This window comes from Anthropogastromicrobium aceti, assembly GCF_020687335.1.
Classification (GTDB): Bacteria; Bacillota; Clostridia; order Lachnospirales; family Lachnospiraceae; genus Anthropogastromicrobium; species Anthropogastromicrobium aceti.
In genome coordinates, this window is sequence record NZ_JAJEQN010000053.1 from 1 (window position 1) to 20,960 (window position 20,960).

The window sequence follows — 20,960 nt, forward strand, 5'->3', positions numbered from 1 at the left end:
GTCGAAAATAAAATGAACTGTAAGCCGCTCTCAGGAGCGGCTATTTGAAGTGGGTATACCCACTATTGAGCGTTTACTAAGTATATTCCAGAAATCGAATTTATTCAATGTACTATATTTTCATTTTTGTCAAACAAAATTAGCCGCCAGGGCTATCCCAGCGGCTAAAATAATTTAAGCGGAATCATCTTAATCAGTGGTGCAATCACCTGCTCTGGTAAAGCAGCAACCATATCAGTTTTTGTGATACCAGGTGCAACTGCATTTACACGGATATTGCTTGGTCCAAGTTCTCTTGCAAGAGACCATGTCAAACCATTAATCGTCTGAATAAATGAATTCCAATCTTTGATCCCATATTCCTTAATCATATTGAACGTTTACCTTACTTTACCTTATTTTACTTACTTTGTTTCACTTTCTTTTGCCTTACTTCATTTTACTTTAATTTTTATTTTGGATTTTTCATCTTATCACCGACAAACCAATAATCACAAACCTTTCCGCCGCTTGCCAATGTGTATTTTCTATTTAATTTTGCATGCATCAGGGAAGCTGTTATATGGTCAATATCGCACATAACCGGCAATACCTCCAGATAGCCCTCTCTTCTTGCAAATGTATTCAATGGACACTGTGTAAAATAATAGTAGAAGCCATCCTTGTGTTTCTTTTCATCGAAATGAAAATCCCACGAATATTTTTTATACTGCGGATGCTCGTCCAGCCACTTTGCATCTCTTTCCATCATTTTTTGAATTCGTTTTATACCGCTCGCCTTATTGGCATTGATCAAAATGCCCATTACCTTCATGATCGGAGCGGACAGCACATCTTTTGAAATCGCACGCAGATCTTCTACTGAAATTTTTCCATCAGCAGCTTTCCATATTGCCAAGAAGACCAGACATTCATATGTGTTGGACGCCATCGGATTGTCCCTTCCAATATCATCTGAGCGATTTAACATATCTCGATATTCTGCATCTGCTTTTGGAATCAACGCTTTCGTATATGCTTTTCCATAGCGCTTATTTAAGCTCTTTTTGATAAACGGCATAAGCATGTTCCAATATTTGTTGGTATATTCCATCATAATTTTTGTTCTCCTTTCCTATGCGTTCACACATTCTTTATGCTTATTATTATCTATACATATACATATTACTTTCACATATTACTTCCGTACACATTCTGTATACACAAGCGGAATGCGCGCTCCCAACTCTTTTGAAAACCGCACACGCCAACCATGAAATTCCAACCATCGAAGATATTCCTCTGATGTCCATTGATGTTCAAAGCGAATTCCTGCAATTTTCAAAATTCCTGACCAAATGCGGCTGATAACACCCTTCTTATGTCCCACAAAATTCGGTGCAATCAGCAAGCCTCCATCTTTGAGCACACGATCAATTTCTTTCAGCGCCTTTTGCGGTTCTGGCATCACATGGAGCGCATTGGCAATTATGACCACATCAAATGAGTTGTTCTCATACGGCAGACACGTCGCATCTGCCACTTCAAATTTCAGCTGTTTGGGATAGTTTCCCTTTAATGCCTCGCAAATCATCCCTTCTGAGTAATCCGTCGCGATCATTCGCTTCGATACCTGCGCTACATGCTTCGCCAAAAGTCCCGGACCAGTTGCAATTTCCAACACTTCTTTATCCACTACTCGTCTTGAAATGCGCTTATACATATACGCATAATATTTCTGATCCATACGCATTGCCTTCTCATAAATCGGTGCATACAAATCCCATATTTTTTTATTCATATATGATGCTCCTTTCCGTTACCGGTTCTGTTCCATTGGGATATTCGTTCTGCTCAGCTTACGATAAAATAGCGGGGCCTTTTGCTGTCATCTTACAAATTCCTCTCGGTGTAATCCGAAGCTCTGGAATTACTGGAAGTGCCAGAAATGAAAGTGTTACAAATGGATCAATCTGAGAGGCAACACCCATTTGATGCGCTTTTTGAATCATTCGCTGCAATGCTTCATTCACATTTTCAAAGCCAGCATCGCTCATCAAGCCCATAATCGGCAGCGCTAATGTCTCATATACCTTTCCATTTTCCACCACTGTATAACCACCCTGGGTTCGTATAATCTCATTGACTGCAATCGCCATATCCACATCATTATCTCCGATTACAATAATATTGTGCGAGTCATGTGACACGGATGATGCCACCGCGCCATTTCTGATTCCATACCCTTTTGCCACGGCAACGCCGATCTTACCTGTATTGTGATGCCGCTCAACCGCTGCAATTTTTGAATATCCGCCAAATGGTTCAAAGTTTAATGTAGGAGGAAGTGAAATCGTCAAATCGGTCGTCGTGATCTGTCCTGCATGAATTTCAATCACATGCGTCTTTTTCTTTGAAATTGGCAAAAGAAATCGCTCTGCCTTGACTTTATCCAGATGAACGGTATGCTTTAACACGTGGCTGCAAGGACGCACACGAATCGGTGCATCCTCGTTCAATCGTTTTCCTTTATAAAATACGTCTGTCACATTTAAATCTGTCAAATTATCAAGTACCACAAAATCCGCCTGAAATCCCGGTGAAATTGCACCCAAATGCTTTAATCCATAACACTTTGCAGTATTGATCGTTGCCATTTTAATAGCACGAATCGGATCAAGTCCAATCTTTACCGCCATTTTTACGCTATAGTCAATGTGACCATCTCTTAAAATATCTTCAATATGTTTGTCATCTGTGCAGAAAGAAAAATATTCCGTGTCAATTCCAGTTCGTACAATTCCCTCTACGATATCCTTCAGATTATGTGCCGCACTTCCTTCACGGATGTGTACATGCAGTCCCCTGCGCACCTCCTCCAATGCATATTCAAAGGTTGTCGCTTCATGGTCGGTATCCACGCCAGCCATCTTATACGCACTTAGCTCCTTGTTTGGCAAATACGGTGCATGTCCGTCAATTGTTCTGTTCTCAAAGAGATTCATCTTTACAAACATGCTCTCCTCTGCATGAATAACAGCCGGATCATCCATTACCTCTCCTAAGCCCAACACTCTTGGGCTTCTCACATACGGATACATGTCGTTTGCGGAAAATACACATCCATTGTCATCCACACTCGTCGATGGCACACAAGATGGCATCATTACATAGACGTTTGCCGGTGATTTTTCTGTCTGATTCAAAATATAATCAATGCCAGCCGCGCCGCTCACATTTGCTGCCTCGTGCGGGTCGACAATAAACGTCGTCGTTCCATGCTTTGCAGCCGTGCAAACGAGTTCATTTGGTGTCACCATCGTGGACTCTAAGTGCAGATGTGCATCAATGTAGCCCGGAGCCAGATACCGACCACCCAGATCAATCTCCTTTTTCCCACGATAGCTTCTCGACACACCGGCAATCAAACCATCTTTGACTGCCACATTTGATTCTACAATTTCACCAGTAAACACGTCCACTAACTTTAAATTCTTTAAAACTAAATCTGCTTTCTGTTTTCCGAGCGTTACATTGGCAAGTTTCTTATACTGAGTATACTCCATAAAATCTCCTTTGCTTTTTTCTAAGCATATCGCCTAAAAAACAGTTTGTCAACGCAATTTGATAGCAGAAATTTCATATAAAGCGAAATTAATCAATTTAAATTTCGTTTTGTTTTTCGTTTTTAGCGAAAACGTAGCAACAAAATAGCCACTATGGTCAGATAAAAAATCGTTTTCCCTGATCCTAGTGACTATCAAATACACCACACATTATTCATGCATAAAAACTTGAATCTTAATTCGCAGCCAATTTCCCTTCTTTTCTTTTTCCGTAATTTTTCCAAAAAGAAGCTTTCCTGCGTCCATCAAACGTGCAAATATGATATTATCTTTTTGAGGTATATATCCAATCTTTACTCCCCCCATTGTTTTAATAAGAATTGCAAACTCATCATATGGATTATCTGGCTCTCGAAAAAGATTCAATCTGTCACCACTTTTTAAATAAGGCTCCAGTTCATCAATTCCCTCAATATGAGTTGTTCCTGCCACATGAGTATCTAAAAGAAAAATGTCTCTCTCAAACGGCTTTGGAATCAAAGACTCTCCGTTCTTTCCATGGAATAACGCAAGCAGTCCATCTCCCCCTAATTCAATCAAGTTATTCATGCGATTTCCCCATCATTTCCTCAATTTTTATTCTGTAGAATAAAATACGTTCTTCATATTGGCCCAAAATCTCCTCATATTGCTGACGCAGCTGCTCTGTTTTCTCCTCATCCTCCAAAATTTCCTTCATTGTATATGGATATCTTGTTTTTATCTGAGCAATACTTTCCTGTATTTTTTTCAATAAATTCTGTAGACGTCTTTTTTCCTCGTTAAGCTGCTCAATTGTATCACCCGACTGTTTTACAAGTGTTTCGCTTCCCACCATTGCATCAATCATCCTTAATGTTGCCAAATCTCCATTTTTATAGGCTGTTACTGCATGCTCAAACAATTCTCTTTGAGCGTCTGTTCTCTCTGGATTCATATCAGAATGTAGGATTTTAACCAACTTACGATATAGCATTTTCAATTCCTTGCTATCCGATTCTGACAAAGCATCCGATTCCTTCCATTGTAACGCCTCATTCATTTTACTGATTCGTTCATCAAGCTGCTTTTGATATGAGGCAAATTCCTGATCAAGTATTTCTTCTATTGCTACAATACTGACCGGTTCTTGCCGATTTCTTTTTGCCTGAATCAATTCAATTTTTCGTTTCAAACGCAGTGCTGTACACTGCGCTTCATACGCCCGATATTCAATACTTCCAAATTCTAACGTATATTTTGCTTCTATATTCCTGCAAATCACAAATTGAAGTTCGTCGCGTTCCAATAAAAGCATTGACAGTTCGATACGAAGTCTTTCAATTTCGTTTTTTATCTTATCGAACTCTGGAAATATAATTATGTCATCTGCCATTTCTATTTGCTCCATTCCCCACAAAGCCATTCTCTTTCAGTCGATCAGTAGTATTTTGCCTCCTCGATTAAGCGCACATTTCCGTTTTTAATTTTAAACTTATTTACCGCACAATTTCCCTGATATACACCACTCCAGAAATCCTTTAACTGTTTATGAAGCAAATGCAGAAAAAGTGCTTTGTTCAATGCACCATGACCAGATATCAAAATCGTTGCATCTGGCTCTTTTTCTTCGATTGGAAAAAGTACATCTTCCAAAAATTCTTTTGTTCTAGTCAATAATGACTCATACGATTCTGCATTTTTCTCTGCTACATAATTCTCTGGATCATCAAAGAAATACGCAATGCTTCCTTTTCGTTCTTCTACTACGGTTCCTTCGTATAGTCCAAAACCAATCTCTATCAATCGTTCATCTTTCACGATTTCTATATCTCGGTCTCCTTTGATAATGCATGCTGTCTCATAAGCACGCTCTAATGGACTGGAGAAAATATAATCAAACTTTATGTTTTTCAATCCATCTGCCGTTTTTTGTGCAAGTTTTCTTCCATCCTCCGAAAGACTGATATCCGTTTTTCCTTGCATTTTTCCCATCTTATTCCACTCTGTCTCACCATGTCGAATAATGTACAAAATCATAACTATTTTTCCTTCCTATGGTCAGTGGTTCATCTTGTTACGCCAACAAATTTGCAAAGTTTCTCCGTCACGTGATCTCTCCAGTTAGGATTCTGTGTTTCATATTGTATTAATTCCAACCACTGACTGTCATTTACAATATTTTCTTCATAATGTGCTTTCTGCCAGTCCGTCTCTTGTGGAATGCAGAAAACATTATGGTCAAAATAGAAATTTTCACCTTCATCAAAACTGCAAATCTGGATTGGCTTTTCATGGAAAAATAAATTTCCATACCATTCCGTTAAAATGCCCTGATCATATACGGCAATGCCTCTTCCATCTCTCATACTGATATTGTAGCGCAGAATGGTCTTTTCACAGTCTCTATTGTGATTCAGCTTCATGCAGTCCAGCCAAAATCCCCCTTCATTGTCATGAGAATAGTTATACTGAAAAACTGTCGTACCCGCAGTTCCCCAGTCTGTATCAAACGCTGTTCCATCATTTTCAAACATTCTGGTTCGTGCCACTTCATTTCGCTGAATAAGCGCATCCCGTGTCGCGCAAACCCAGATACCGGCAATCAGCTGGGTATCTTCAAGTGTACCGAGTGCTCCTGCATCAAAACATATATTACTGTCAATCAATGGAGAAATACAATTTGCCACAATAATTCCATCTGATCCAGTTCGTTCAATCCTATTTCCACGCACAACTACATGTGTATGATGAATATCATTTATAAAATCTTCCTGCTGATTTACACGTATACCACTTGTTCTGACATCGTGAATGTAGTTATTGCTGATAATAATGTCATGAAGATGATCTTGAGCTGATGTACGACCTGGAAAGGTAACATACACAGCCCCATTCCAATACATGCTCTGGTATACTGGCATTGCCCGTCGATTTTCACCATCTACTTCAAAGATTTCGCAATCAGAAATTTCGATTCCTGCTGTAATTCCCTCTGACTTTGCACTAATGCAAATTCCCTGACGCACACATCTTTCGCTGCTATGATTACAAATACGAAGTCCCTTTACTTTCCAATAGCTCACTCCATCCAGTAATATCGCTGCATATGCACCATTTCCATCAATTAACGGTGCTTCTCCATCCCCATATGTTCCAATCTGTGCAAATTGAAAACGATCTCCATCCCCGTGTGGGCAAAGCATTCCTTTCCACTCACAACCACATTTTAAAAGCAACTTATCTCCAGCCCCAAATAAAATCTGATTCGCAGCTTCAAGACTTTTCAGCGCTGCATCCGGTGCAATTCCACTGTTTTCATCATTTCCATTCACAGCATCCAGGTAAAATATTCTTCCCATATTTCTTCTCCTCTTTCTTTTCTCTGCTTTCGCAGTATGTTTGAATTCAGGTATTCCATTCACTTCTATAAATGTTTCTTGTCCTTAGCTTGCAATTCTTTTTCCAATGCTGACTGTTTTTCAAGAATAGCATTGACCTTATCGTACAAATCCTCAATCATAATCTCAGTTTTTAGATTGACCTTGTAGTCATTTTCAGCTCTGCGGCGATCCTTTTCCTCCTGTCGATTTTGGCTCATCATTATAAGCGGTGCCTGAATTGCTGCCACGCATGAAAGCACCAGGTTTAATAAAATAAATGGGTATGGGTCAAATGCCTTTGATGCCAAAACAGTATTAACAATCATCCACAGAATAAGCACACCTGTAAAAGAAAATATAAACGCCCAGCTTCCAGCAAATTTTGCAATGGTATCCGCTGCTCGCTGTCCCAACGTATATTTTTCTTTTCCACTTTCAGGGCTAACAGAAATCTTACTGTCTGCCAATAAATTCAACACTTCTTCATCAGTCATATCATGACGTATGTCCTTAAGTACTTCTTTTAACAACTTTCTGTTTTCCTTCATAGTAACTATTCCTCTCTATTATTTTTTATATTAATAAAAAAATCTGGTCCCTTTTCTTCAAATAAAAGCAGCGAACTTCCCAAAAGTAAATCTGCATGTACTGCAGGATCATCCAATGGAATATTAAAATCATCTCGTATCCTGCGTATTCTATAAAGCACAGTATTGCGATGAGCAAAAAGTGCATCGCAAGTTTTCTTCAGCGAACGACAACATGTCAGGTAACGATAAAGTGTTTCACAATATTGCGTATCTTTTTCTTTATCGTAGGCAGCCAGTCTATGAATTTCCTTTGCAATTAAATCGCTGCGTCCCTCTAAACTTTTCAGTAAAAGTGACGTGCGCAGCTGCGCTACCGTACAAACATTTATTACCTCCATAAGCGGTGCTATTGAAGTTGAACCATCTACCATTATTGTTCCCTTTGGCCTCAATGAAACAAATGTGCTTGCCTTTCCAACTGCCACATACTGTTTTTCTACAATTTCCTGTCCTATCAACGATCTCTGTATTTGCAATCTTCCAGATGATCATTTACCATCCCTATGGATTGTAAGAATGAATATGTAATCACAGGGCCTACAAAAGCAATTCCTTTTTTCTTCATGTCAAGAGCCATCTTACGAGACACATCTGAAACTGTCGGTATCTGCTCTACCGTCTTCCAATGACCATCTATGACATTATTCCCAGTAAAATGCCACAAGTATGCGTCAAATGATCCGTATTGAGCTTGAATTTTTTTTACTGCCTGTGCATTCTTGCGCACACTGAATATCTTACTGCGATTGCGTATGATTCCTGAATCCAGCATAAGATTCTCAAGTTCCTCATCTGTCATTTCACTGCATGCATCGATTTGAAAATCATGGAATGCAGCACGATAATTTGCTCTCTTATGCAAAATTGTTTTCCACGATAAACCTACACTTGCTCCTTCAAGACAAAGCATCTCAAACTGAAAATTGTCATCATGATTTACTTTGCACCACTCATTGTCGTGATATTCCTCCAATATCGGATCGCCCTCATACCACGCGCGACATCTATTTTTTTCTCTTTCCATATATACTACTATATGTCCTCTCTCATTATTTGCTATTATGACTATTATAAAACAGCTACTATAGAGACTCTTATCAAAGCATCAACCTGATTTTCTCTATCAATGCTTTATCCGCTGAAAGCCAATCCACACTATCAAGAGATTCCTTCGTCAGCCACCTTGCCGCTTCGTGTTCTTTTAGCTCAAGTTTGCCGCTTACGATTTCACACCAAAAGCAATCCATTGACAAATGGAAATTCGGATAATCGTATTCAATCGTATCAATGCGTTCCTTCACCGATATCTCAGTATCAAGTTCTTCCTGTATTTCTCTTTTTAATGCTGCCTCGGGTGTTTCCCCGGTTTCTATCTTTCCACCAGGGAATTCCCATCCATCTTTCCATTCACCGTAACCGCGCTGCGTGGCAAATATCTTTCAATTCTGGCGAATGACAGCTGCTACTACTCGTATTATCTTTGTATTTGTTGGTTCCATATTTTTGTGTCTCCCTTTTGGAAATGGATTTTCCGGTTTTATTTCCTTATGGCCTTACTTCTTTACTGCAAATCCTTTTTATCCGCATATTCATCGCTTTTATACATCTCGGCGATTGTTTTGTCAGCGTTATTTTGCCCGCGATACTCACTATGTTCTTTTTCATCATAAATCATTTTTTCTTGCAAAAGTAACTCATCTCGTGCGCGATAAATAAACGCTAATCCTGATTATAGCAGTTTCATCCTCATACATTTTTACACATCACATTGCGCTTCGTATGTAACTTTTGTATCGCTTCTCCTAGTTCCGAACATGTTTTTGTTTTATCTTTCATCGTTTCTTGTAATCCAATCATATTCATTAATAAATAATCAATTCTATGCAGCTCTGATCCAAGATTCAGTTTTTTATAAAACTCATTAGTTATCGCGTCATCTTTTTTCTCTTCAGATATTTTTATATAAAATTTATCATCCCTAATAAATGTTTTTGCAATTTCCTTTTCATCAGGATAGAAATCCTTATACTTTTCATCAGGAAATTCAAATGAACTTTTATCATGATTACAGTCATGGCAAGCTAATACCAAATTTTCTATATATCCAGCATCCGCTTTTGTTGCGAATTTTTTTGATTTTTCATAAATATAATGATCAATTTCAAAGTCACTCCTAGTAATCACTTCACTTGACACTCCACAATATGCACATTTATGATTATATATTTTCATAAACTCATCTTTATAAATATCCTTATTAGAATATATTATTGCATGCATATCTTTTGCATGCGGATGTTTCTTTCGTATTTTTTCGACAAGTTTTTTCTTTTTATCACCAATATTAGAATATGGTTGGCAATAAACCGTATTTCTATAATCATCAACCATTAATCTCCTCCTGTATTAATTTAAAAGCACTTACTAACTCATCAATATCATCCTTAGTTAATGAATCATATTTGTTAGTACCATTTAATGTATCTAGTACCTTTTCTTTTAAAAGTTTTTCCCAACTATCATTTTGACTAATTTTTAAAGCTATAATTCTTAATTGATGTATATGATCAATTGCTTTATTGATATATTGAGGTATCTCATCTGCATAATATTCCTGTGCTGTTTTGCTTTTATTGCTCAAGTCATATTTTTCTATCATATCTATATCTGAATCTTTTTCATTCTGTGTTATGATTATCACTTCAATATATGGATAAAACTTTTGCAATACCATTTTAAATTCTTCACCAGTAAACTTACCGGACACAGCAGTTTTATTTTGAAATAACCACGAATCAATAAGTATAACATTAGCCGTTTGTACTCTGGTATCTTGCAGCAAAGACTCATATCCATCGTTTGGATTAAACTGAATCAAATCGTATTCAATACTATAGTTCTCATTTTTATAGTATTTATCTAAATACTTATCCAAATCAGTATCTGGTTTATCATCAATATAAAGAATTTTTATTTGTTCCATTTAAATTGCTCCTCCAATTGTAAATTCTATTGTAAATCCCTGTTCTCCACTTATTTTTTCAACACTACCACCAGACATAATAGCTGTATTATTTACAATCCACATACCTAAACCATGTCCATTTCTTCGTGTTGTTTCATGTACTTCTAATATCTTTCTTGGGGCATTAATGTATTTTTTATCTAATCCTCTTCCATTATCTTTATAGACAAACGAAAGCACTTCACCAATTTGTTTTACGTCTATATTAATTTCCAAATGATTACTTTCTTCATTTTGTTGAATACTATTTAAAATCAAATTATCGGCAATAACCTGTAAAACGTCTTCTGAAATAAAATAAATCACATCTTCTCCCATATTCACATTTATCACAACCCATGCATAATCTGATTCCCAAGAATGTTTAATACGTTTCAAAATATCAGCAATACTTTGCCACTTCGGTTCAAATTGTTTCTTTTCAATCTCTGAAAGCATAGCATTCATAAAAGCAATAATTTTCATACTTACTTCATTATTAGACTTCAAAAGATATGGCACATTATTATATGCTTTTTTAGTTTTATCAGGAGAGTTGAGCTCATCCCACATACCATACTCCTTCAATGCTTCAATTATACATTCAGTATTGCTTGCAATTGAATTTCTATCATTTCTCATTTCATGGGCAATGGAAGAAGCTTTCAACCCAACAGTAGCAAGTACATTTAAAATTCGAACATCGTATTTATAACGTTCTTCTGTATCTTCCTTATCTTTTATTGCTTCTTTGCTTTCTTTATGAAAAGACTTCATTTCATTTACTAATTGCTTTGCTTCTTGTTCCGATAACGTAGAAATCAATTTGGGATTTTCTACTACCTTATCAAAAACAGGCGTATCTGCTCTTTCTTTTTCAAACTCATTCTTTACATTTATGGATCTAACAATATTTTGACGATATCTTTCAAACTCACTTACTCCAACATGAATTATTTTAATTAAAAGTTGATAATAAATATTTTCTTCCAGTCCCTGTCTATTGGATAAGTCAACCAAAAAAGAATTATTTTTTTTATCAATTTCAACTTTTCCAGCCATTTGATTTTCACGTACACGCCACGCTCCTGTTGGATGTGATGCCGCTGCTGGCGATTTTCTTGACCTTTTACCAAAGCCTAACCAATCCTTTTTGCCTTCATATGAAGAAATACTAAACGCATTTCTATACAAAATTACCCCACCAGGTAGTGCTTCTGGCAATTTTGCATATTTATACATAAATTTCTCAACATCAATTGTTGTGGGTTTAATACTAAAATAAAATTGAGCAGAAAAATCCCCCAAATTTTCCAAACATAATTGCAATCCTTCTTTCGTCAAATCATACTCCGAAGCTTCTATTTCATCCAGCAAATTACTTTCAACATATGCCTGTTTTATATTTAATCCTTCACAATATTTCTTTGCTTCATCTAAAAATTCATCTGATAATACAGTTGTCGATAATTTTTTACTGCTACTATCATAGATCAATTCAATTGTACTTAAACAGTTTCTTCCAAGTTGAGGTTCTGGAAAATATTTCTGTATATCACAAGTAATTTCGGGATGATTTATTGTTATCCGCATTGCTGTATCATTATATGTTTTAGACAGAAAAAGAACTAAATCCTGTACTTTCTTTTTTCCCCATTTTTCACGTAACTTAGAAATTACAATTTTAGTTCCTGATTCCTGTATTTCTTCTTTTTCAGTTAATGACGAATAATTCCAGTCTGTTTCCCAAATTATTCCTGTATATCCCCTTTTTTTTGAGTATAGCTCAATTTTTTCTCCCAATCGTGCCAAAGCAAATCTTCCTATTCCCTTTGACCCCGATAAAATCCTTATCTTATTTCTCGCATCTACAACATCATATTCTTTCTCGCTCTTTCCTACATGCATCCATTTATCCCGTATATCAGATGTGTTCATTCCCATACCATCATCTTCAATGACAAGTGTTTCCTTAAAAAAACTTAAAGTAACAGTAAATGCCTTTGCATCATACGCGTTTTTTACCAATTCCAAAACTGCAGATTCATCATTTGTAAAATTATTTGTTCCTAGTAAATAGGCTATGGTTTTATCTTCAATAATGTACTGCAATTGTTCCATATTTTTATTCCTCCTTAAATTTATAGTTATTAATATCCTTGCATGTAATTCTTTTAGATTTACCACTTACACTAATTCCCAAAGTTTTCACATATTCCATAAATTCACTACTTAGTAATACCTTTTTTGCATCATTTAAATTATATTGCTTGTCTCTCACCGTAATATAAATGCCAGAGTATGGTATCGTATTTGCATCTAATTCATAAACTTCCACCTTATTAGTTATAACCGTAGATACTAATAATTTTTTTTGATTCAAATGTGCCAAAGCTTGTGAACGTCCATATTCAAACCATTTTGCCTTAGGATCAGCATCTCTTTTTAATAACTGATCTTTATATTCTGACAAATGAGAAAAAGCTAACGGAAATTTATTTTCAAATTCTTTCTCTGTATAAGTTTTTAAATTTCCATTAGTATCATAATAATATGGAAATATTATAAATTCCTTTTTTTCATGCCTTAAAGTTTTAGGTGCAACTGCATTTTTCAAAATATCTTTCTCTATTGTATTATCTTTCACCATCACAAATGCTTTGTTTAACTGTGTCGCAACTGCTATTGAAGCATGAAAACGGTCATCAAACTTAATGAACCCCTTTTTTTCTTCCATTTGATTTTTAAAAATCCATTTTCCCTTAAGAATGTCTTTTGGAATCTGAAAACTCCTATTTTCTGTCACATTTTTATATTCAATATTATTGTTGATGTACGCTTTATCAAACAGGAAAATACTACTTGAAGTTAACGTAGGTCCAAATATTTTTCTATTAGGATATTCCCATACAGATACTATCCTTGTTAATAGCAGTTTTCTAAGATTATCTGCAAAAACATTTTTATATATATTACTCGGTACTAATTGAACTAACTTACCATTATCAGCTAACATTTGAGTTGCACTTTCAATAAATGCATAGCAATAATCAAATTTTCCTTTAAAACAAGTAGTATACTTTTTCTTTAATTTTACTCTATTATCTTCATCTATATATCGATATGCAATATACGGAGGGTTTCCAATTATGAATTGAAATTTAACTGGGCTACACCACTCCAAAGCATCTTCATTATATAATGACCACTCGACTTTAGGTAATCTATATTCCTCTATAATTTCATCTAATTCATTTATACACTCATTATATAATTTTTTATCCAATTCAATTCCATAGATATCATTTTTAACACCTATAGATATATCTTCAGATGAAATTCCTTGGCTAATAGCATCTTGAATATACCTTCTTACAATACCTTTTAATATATTCCCAGATCCAAAAGAATTTTCAAGCACCTTTTTACCCACCAAATCCGTAGTATATCCAGCTATATCCAACATGTTTTCCACGATATTCAGCGGAGTAAATTTTTGACATTTTTCTTTATTATTTTCTATATCTAAAATAGATTTCATGATGACCTCTCAAATTAATAATTATGCTAATTTAGTATAATACTATACCATATTATGGACAATGAATGCAATTCTTTTCATGTGCTATTTTTGTATTTTTCATGAGTAATTATGTATTTATATTTAACTGTTCATAAACGAATACAAACATATTTTCCCAATCCTCTGAAAAGACAAAAAACTCCATTCTCACATTTTTTATAATACCAACTTCAACAGTTCTATTGCAGCTTCTTCTGTTAGATCATTAGTTCCTAATTCACCATGAAATGCACGAGCGAGTACTGCTTGTTTTATGATACCAATCTGATCAATAACTTTTTTCGCAGCTTCTCTTGCTAAAATCTCTTTATTAAAAATACTCTTTACTTGTTCCACCATATATACTTGTTCATTTTTAGTTGGTATTCTTACTTGCATTTCCAAAACAACTTTTCTTGAAATTCCAGGTATCAATCCTTGACCATTATTTCTAAAATATTCATATTGTGTTCGAAAATAAAATAGCAAATACTCATTAATAATGTTATCATTTGTTCTTATTGCCATTATTTGACGAGCAATATGCGCTTTGTCAAAATCTGCAATAATAGTTTTTCCATATCCCGATCCCTTACAAACTAATAAAATGTCACCTTTTTTTGCAATCACTGACGGAACAGGTGTCCACCGATTAATTACTACATGAGTTTCATCAAAGTTACTAGCACCTGTAATATACGGTACTCCATCATTTTTATTATTATATTGTTCAGGTTTAAAATCCTGCCCCGATAATAATCGTATTGTATCTCCTAGCTTTGTGTTCTTCCAGCTTTCCAAAGTTAAACCATGTTCCTCTCTCCATTGCTTTGTCAACTCACCTGTAAACGCCTTATATAAAATTGCAGACTTACGCAATTCAAAACCATCCACAACTGCTTGTGCCTTTTCCTTAGCTTCGTCTAACTTTGAAAAAATACTTTCAATACAATTAATAGTACGTATCTGCTCATCCAAGGGCGGTATTGGAATTGGATAATTTTTAATAATATCTTGTGAAATATTCGGTTGTGCACCTCCCTTTGCCATTCTAATAAAAACATTTTTTTGAAAATATGCATAGTAAAATAAATACTTATAATTTAATCCATTTGAGCAAACTCCACATGCACAAGCTTGATTAGTAGCTGCTTCTATACCAAGAATACCCACCTTGCCAATTGTTGCTCCATACATTGCAATTACTACTGTATTAACAGGAAATAGTTTTGCGCTTGAATTGGCTACAGCTTCATTCGTTATTTTTTCTTCCGTATCATATATGTATTCATTATTTAATTCACCTGTTTTTACCCACGGAATTCTCCCTTCGTAATATTCTGGCTTTTTACGCGATGGAGTTCCTCCCGATCCCCATTGAGCAACTATACCCATATATGTCCAGCACCAATTCTTCGGTATCTTATACGGCTGCTCCTCCACCGGCACAAGTGCCTGAGCTAACTTTTCTTCTATTGTCAGCTCTTTTGCTGCCTTTTTATCTTTTGCCATCTTTTCTTACACCTCCGAGCTTTCCAACGCTTTCAATTCTTTCACTACGCTCATCAGCAAATCAACTGCTTCCTCTAACTGTGCAATTGCTTCCTCACCACTTTCAATTGGATCCGGTAAATCCTCGTAATCTACGATTGAATCATCACGAATTAAACCGAGATCAAGGCTATTTCCTTTCTCTGCAATCTGCTCGCGGGTGAAAACACTCCATCTTTCGTCCTCAACTGCATGACGGTCTTTTGCTTCATATGCTGCCTCAAAGTCTGCAAAATGTTCTTTCTTTAATGGGTTGGTCTTTCCAAAGGAAGGCATGTTGGTACGCAAATCATAAAACCAAACTTCTTTTGTATTTCCCTTATCCGTCTTTTCACGAGTAAAGAATAATACATTTGTCTTTACACCCTGCGCATAGAAAATTCCAGTTGGCAAGCGAAGAATGGTATGTAAATTGCACTTGTCCATCAAGTCAACACGAATCTTCTCACCTTCACCATCTGCAAAAAGAACATTATCTGGCAGAACAACTGCTGCACGCGCTTTTCCATCTGCCTTTAAGCTGCGATAAATATGCTGTAAGAAATTTAACTGCTTATTACTGGTAGGAAAGGTAAAATCATCACGAGTTGCACGCTCACCACCTTTTTTTGTTCCAAATGGCGGATTCGTCAATACGACATCGTATCCTTTCATGCTCTTACCAATGTTGGATAATGTATCGCCCAGGATAATTTCTCCATCAATATCGTGTAACATTGCATTCATTAATGCAAGACGATGTGTGTCATGTACCAATTCTACACCAGAAAATGCCTCTTTTCGCTCAAATGCTGCGGTGTCTGCATCCAAATCAAAGAAATCATCGGTTTGCGCTCTCACATACTGATTGGCTGCAATCATAAAACCGAATGTTCCACAAGCAGGATCATTGCAGCGCTCCCCCGGCTGTGGTTTTATCAAACGTGTCATTACCTCAATCAGCACACGAGGGGTAAAATACTGGCCTGCTCCAGATTTTTTCTCATTTGCATTCTTTTCCAGTAATCCCTCATAAAGATTTCCTAAGCCTTCTTCACGAGCCGAAAACCAATCCAAACCATCAATTGTCGTAATGATTTTTTCAAGATTCTTTGGTTCTTCAATGTTTGTTGCTGCACCCTGATAAATTTCACGGACGCGTCCTGTGCATTTTTCGCCCAGATGCTTCAATAGCTCTTCATAAAATTTCTTTAATTCAATACCACTCTTCTCCATCAATTTATCCCAACGATAGTATTCTGGAATCTGGCTTTCTGCACCAGTTTCCTTTGCCATTTTCAGGAATAAAATATAGGTAAGCTCGGTAACATACTGATGATAGGTAATACCATCATCTCTTAATACATTACAAAGATTCCAGAGCTTTGAAACAATTTCTTGGGTTGTCATGCTGTTCTTCCTCCATCATCGTATAAATACTCATTCAATTCAAATACGATGTTTTCTAATTTATTTCCAAATACTTTATTAATTTTATTGAATCCTCCCTGTGATTTGAATCGTCCATCTTCATCAAACACAGTAACATTCAGTACCGATTCCTCCATCAGATATTTTTCCATTCTGGCAATCCAGTTCAATTCCTGTTTGGAGAAATTGTGTGCTTTTTTAAGCTTATCAATTGCTCTTTTGATTCTAGCCTCATGCGAAATCAGTGCAGATCCAATCGCATATCTACGAATTAAGCTAATAATGTCCGCCGTAATCTCCTGATTGGTCATTTGAGAAATCGCTGTATTTAACTGCTGCGTCGTAAAACCTTCTCTATCTAATGTAAGGCGCAGCGATTTTAAGCTATCGCGTGTCAATTCTTTTGGTCTGGTACAAACAATATTGAGTGCTGCAATCTCATCCATTTTTGTCTTTACATACGCAGCAAAGGCATCCAAATAATCTTCTGGCTTACTTCCATTGCCATAGCCTCTTGTATGTTCCAACAATTCATCTTCATGCTTTGAGATAACAACAGACCGACCACCGTTTGGTTTTAACTGATCCAGCATTTTAAACAGCTCTCCACAAGCAAGCAGTTGTTTCTTTGCTTCTGAAGGGCTATCGCAACTCTGGATATTGGCAATAAACTGTGTCGGTTTGTATCCACCAGACAGACTAATAAAATGCTCCATTGCTTTGCTGCTCATATTTTGCTTTCTGCGCTGCAACTTTGCAATAATTTGATTAATCTGATTCTGCACCTCTTTTTCATCTGTCAACACTTCCAAACCTTCTAGTAATTGTGTAAAAGTTGCTGTTGGATTTACAACAACAGGTTTCATTGTATTGATTTCATCTAATGAATCATATACACCTACAGGATCATAAATTTCAAAATGCGTCTTATGAATTTCAGGACAAAGTCTTGTAGCTCGTCCAAGCATCTGTTCAAATAAAATTCTTGATTTTACACGCCGCATAAATACAAGCGTTGTAATTTCTGGCACATCAATACCGGTTGTCAACAAATCTACCGTAACGACAATACTTGGATATCGCTCATTTTTAAATCGTTGAATGGCCTCCTCAATCTTTTTCTTATTACCACCACCAACGCTGCCTGTTATTTTCATAATGGCATCATTATCCACACCTGTCTCTGTATAGATTTCTTTTAAAATTTTTACAATAAGATCTGCATGTTGGTCATCAACTGCATAAATCAATGTCTTTCCTTGCACCTCAGGCGTTTCAGGATCAATGTCGCGAGCAATCTCGGCAAGTACAGCTTTGTTAAACGGTTCCGTAATTACCTGACGGTTAAATTTATCTACGTCAAAATCGAGTTCATCGTCCAATAGCTCTGAATTTGTGATCTCCCCTGTTATGGAATCATATCTTGTGACTATATCACCTTTTTTATAATGAATTCCTTCTTTGCTTAGCTTTGTTGTTAATTGATGCGGTGCATCATGATCTACAAGGTAGCCTTCAATAACTGCTTCCCTATATGTATATTTATATACAGGCTGTCCAAAAATCTCTGTTGTTTGCAAAGCAGGAGTTGCCGTCAATGCAATTTTTATTGCATCAAAGTACTCCACAACAGAACGATATTTGCTCTGATAATCAATCTGATCACGATAAAGAAGTTCGTCCTCTCCCATTTCCTTGTCTAAAATATAGCCACGATGCGCTTCATCAATGATAACCAAATCAAAATCTGTAACCGCAGGCATCGTATCTCCTTCATTATAAAGAATACGTTTTACCATGCTCTGCACCGTAGCCACTTGCAGTTTTGTTTCCTTATCAATCACCTTGTCTTCCAGACCTTTAATATTATAAATATCATCAAGTGTCATTAGTTCTTCTAGCTTTACTTCCTCGAATACATCTGTTGCTTGTTTACCAAGCGATGTACGATCTACCAGAAACAAAATTCTGCGAAACCGACCTGTTTTCAAGAAACGATAAATCATCCCAAGGATTGTGCGTGTTTTACCCGTACCCGTAGCCATCGCCAACAAAATATTCTGTTGCCCATTCAAAATTGCATGTTCAGCTGCCTGAATTGCTTTTAACTGATAGTCTCGAAGATTCAGGCCGTCTTTATCGCGCAGTAAATCATATGGCATATCTTGTAATGCTTGATCTTTTGCTGCAATATCCCGTTCAAGCAGTTCTAACATACCAGTAGGACTCATCCACCCTTTCAATGCTTTTGGGGCATTATCAGACTTTCTTAAGTCAAGAAACCACACACCACTTTTCGTATCATATTGCTCCAGATAAGGTCTTCCATTTGTTGCAAAGACAAATGGCACCTTATAATTCCTCCACATACCAATTTGATACTTTTCATCTTCAGCACGTACATTTCTGGAATAATCTTTGCATTGATAATCGATTACTGATGGAATATCCTTATGAATTGCTTTCGCCTCAATTATGGCAACAAGCCGTTTATCAATAAATAACGCATAATCTGCAAATCCTTTTTTGCCAACAGTAGAATCTGTCGGCCATTCGGCTATCGCAATATTTCTTCCCTTTTCTGGACGAGTTCCTTTTGAGTAACGCAGCTTTTGCGTATCTACTTCCCATCCAACTTTACGTAACTGTTCGTCAATAAGATATCTGGTCTCTGCCTCTGATTTTACCCTCTGCCGCATTGCTTTTCCTGCTTGGCTTTTACGTTCTTCTTTTTTAACACTCAGAGCCATTGCTGCAACCTTGGATGCCTCTGCGATCAACTTTTCTTCTTCGGTTTGTTCTTTTTCTTTATCGACAATTTCTAATCGAACATTTTTATCTGGCATTTCAAACGGTTTGTTCTGATAATTCCAATCACCATACGTTTGCATAAACCATTCTGTCAAACTATACGCCATCTGAATAAAAATTTTTCCATCTTCAACTGATGCATAATTTTCATGAACAGCCTTATTTCTGATTTTTCTAAGACCATGAAGAATATCTGCCAAATCAGACGTAACTACACCTTCACGATATAATGTATGAATACGATTTGCAGAGGTATTATCAACAGGCAAATCAATCCTGTCATAGATAAAAATCAAATTAACAATAGTTTCCCCTATCATTCCTAATTTCAACAAGCAGGAATTTGAATCACTATATAAATATTTCTCGGCAAGTTCTCCAAAATTTGCCAGAACTGGAAATTTTTCTTTTAAAAAGTCAAAATTTGAATACACCTTACTGCTTCCTCCTATCGTACACATTTTCCTTCCTATCGTACCATTACAATCACGTTTTCAATTTTTCACACAAAAGACTCTTCCGATACTTTTGTATATAATTTTAGTAAGATACACCTCATCTTTCTCTAAAATCACTGTTAATGTCAATTATACAATTTTAAAATTGAATTTGCAATATAATTTGATTATTCAAAAGAGGAATTTTGTCGAATTTCGACTTGTTTTAGTTTGTTCTTTCGTTCATTTCGTTTTAAAAGGAAATGGAAAAGCGGCCCCTGCTCTCGCAGCTGCCGCTTCTCACTTTCTTATATTGCCTTCCCTATTTATTTCATCCTCCCTATTATCTTTCCTCCATTCTCTTTCAGCCACTTGACCTGCTCCTTATAACTAGGAATCACCTTCTCTACCTCTGCCCAGAATGCCCCTGAATGATTCATTTCTTTTCGATGACACAGCTCATGCACGACAACATAGTCAATCACTTCTGGCGGTGTCAGCATTAGCAAGCAATTAAAATTAAGATTTCCTTTGCTGCTGCAGCTCCCCCATCTTGTCTTTTGATTGCGAATTGTTATAAAATTTTTAGGCGAAAACCCAGGGGCTTGCCCCTGGGATGAAGCCAAGAAATATTTTTCTAAATCTTTAA

19 protein-coding genes and 1 pseudogene are annotated in these 20,960 nt (G+C 36.3%); all 20 read right to left on the reverse strand.

Annotated elements, in window-relative coordinates; translation table 11 throughout:
- Positions 1-173: 173 nt before the first annotated feature.
- Positions 174-323 (reverse strand): annotated as a pseudogene (locus tag LKD48_RS14680) (SDR family oxidoreductase); the annotation flags it as partial.
- Positions 324-451: 128 nt separating this feature from the next.
- Positions 452-1,096 carry an L-2-amino-thiazoline-4-carboxylic acid hydrolase gene (locus tag LKD48_RS14685; protein ID WP_227102023.1) on the reverse strand — a complete coding sequence of 215 codons (645 nt, stop codon included), beginning with the start codon at positions 1,094-1,096 and terminating at the stop codon, positions 452-454.
- A gap of 81 nt (positions 1,097-1,177) precedes the next feature.
- Positions 1,178-1,780 carry a class I SAM-dependent methyltransferase gene (locus LKD48_RS14690; protein WP_227102022.1) on the reverse strand — a complete coding sequence of 201 codons (603 nt, stop codon included), beginning with the start codon at positions 1,778-1,780 and terminating at the stop codon, positions 1,178-1,180.
- Between the two features lie 58 nt (positions 1,781-1,838).
- Complete coding sequence (gene ade, locus LKD48_RS14695; RefSeq protein WP_308732420.1) at positions 1,839-3,545, reverse strand: adenine deaminase; 1,707 nt, start codon at positions 3,543-3,545, stop codon at positions 1,839-1,841.
- 210 nt (positions 3,546-3,755) lie between these two features.
- Complete coding sequence (locus LKD48_RS14700; RefSeq protein ID WP_308732421.1) at positions 3,756-4,154, reverse strand: HIRAN domain-containing protein; 399 nt, start codon at positions 4,152-4,154, stop codon at positions 3,756-3,758.
- Positions 4,147-4,974, reverse strand: coding sequence for a coiled-coil domain-containing protein (locus tag LKD48_RS14705; RefSeq protein ID WP_227102484.1), 828 nt, complete (start codon positions 4,972-4,974; stop codon positions 4,147-4,149). Before LKD48_RS14705 ends, LKD48_RS14700 begins: the two co-directional genes overlap by 8 nt.
- A gap of 29 nt (positions 4,975-5,003) precedes the next feature.
- Positions 5,004-5,603: a histidine phosphatase family protein gene (locus LKD48_RS14710; protein WP_308732422.1), complete on the reverse strand. Its 600-nt coding sequence runs from the start codon at positions 5,601-5,603 to the stop codon at positions 5,004-5,006.
- Between the two features lie 29 nt (positions 5,604-5,632).
- Positions 5,633-6,925: a right-handed parallel beta-helix repeat-containing protein gene (locus LKD48_RS14715; protein ID WP_308732423.1), complete on the reverse strand. Its 1,293-nt coding sequence runs from the start codon at positions 6,923-6,925 to the stop codon at positions 5,633-5,635.
- 65 nt (positions 6,926-6,990) lie between these two features.
- Positions 6,991-7,494, reverse strand: coding sequence for a DUF1003 domain-containing protein (locus tag LKD48_RS14720; protein ID WP_308732424.1), 504 nt, complete (start codon positions 7,492-7,494; stop codon positions 6,991-6,993).
- A gap of 5 nt (positions 7,495-7,499) precedes the next feature.
- On the reverse strand, positions 7,500-7,994 hold the full coding sequence (locus LKD48_RS14725) for a PucR family transcriptional regulator (protein WP_308732425.1): 495 nt from the start codon (positions 7,992-7,994) through the stop codon (positions 7,500-7,502).
- Positions 7,991-8,560: a DNA-3-methyladenine glycosylase I gene (locus LKD48_RS14730; RefSeq protein ID WP_308732426.1), complete on the reverse strand. Its 570-nt coding sequence runs from the start codon at positions 8,558-8,560 to the stop codon at positions 7,991-7,993. The genes LKD48_RS14725 and LKD48_RS14730 overlap by 4 nt, the downstream gene beginning before the upstream one ends.
- Before the next feature lie 73 nt (positions 8,561-8,633).
- Positions 8,634-8,972: a (deoxy)nucleoside triphosphate pyrophosphohydrolase gene (locus LKD48_RS14735; protein ID WP_308732434.1), complete on the reverse strand. Its 339-nt coding sequence runs from the start codon at positions 8,970-8,972 to the stop codon at positions 8,634-8,636.
- A gap of 310 nt (positions 8,973-9,282) precedes the next feature.
- The gene (locus LKD48_RS14740; protein WP_308732427.1) at positions 9,283-9,927 is read right to left on the reverse strand and encodes an HNH endonuclease; all 645 of its coding nucleotides are present in this window, start codon (positions 9,925-9,927) and stop codon (positions 9,283-9,285) included.
- Positions 9,920-10,519 (reverse strand): hypothetical protein, encoded by a 600-nt coding sequence (locus tag LKD48_RS14745; protein ID WP_308732428.1) that lies wholly within the window; start codon positions 10,517-10,519, stop codon positions 9,920-9,922. Before LKD48_RS14745 ends, LKD48_RS14740 begins: the two co-directional genes overlap by 8 nt.
- Complete coding sequence (locus LKD48_RS14750) at positions 10,520-12,661, reverse strand: sensor histidine kinase (protein ID WP_308732429.1); 2,142 nt, start codon at positions 12,659-12,661, stop codon at positions 10,520-10,522.
- A gap of 4 nt (positions 12,662-12,665) precedes the next feature.
- Positions 12,666-14,081 (reverse strand): Eco57I restriction-modification methylase domain-containing protein, encoded by a 1,416-nt coding sequence (locus LKD48_RS14755; protein ID WP_308732430.1) that lies wholly within the window; start codon positions 14,079-14,081, stop codon positions 12,666-12,668.
- Between the two features lie 198 nt (positions 14,082-14,279).
- Positions 14,280-15,614, reverse strand: a complete 1,335-nt coding sequence (locus LKD48_RS14760) for a restriction endonuclease subunit S (protein WP_308732431.1) — start codon at positions 15,612-15,614, stop codon at positions 14,280-14,282.
- Between the two features lie 6 nt (positions 15,615-15,620).
- Positions 15,621-17,042 carry a class I SAM-dependent DNA methyltransferase gene (locus tag LKD48_RS14765; protein WP_308732432.1) on the reverse strand — a complete coding sequence of 474 codons (1,422 nt, stop codon included), beginning with the start codon at positions 17,040-17,042 and terminating at the stop codon, positions 15,621-15,623.
- Positions 17,039-20,335, reverse strand: a complete 3,297-nt coding sequence (hsdR, locus tag LKD48_RS14770; protein WP_331466877.1) for a type I restriction-modification system endonuclease — start codon at positions 20,333-20,335, stop codon at positions 17,039-17,041. The genes LKD48_RS14765 and hsdR overlap by 4 nt, the downstream gene beginning before the upstream one ends.
- 302 nt (positions 20,336-20,637) lie before the next feature.
- A partial coding sequence (locus LKD48_RS14775; RefSeq protein ID WP_308732433.1) for a M48 metallopeptidase family protein occupies positions 20,638-20,960 on the reverse strand: 323 nt, incomplete at its 5' end.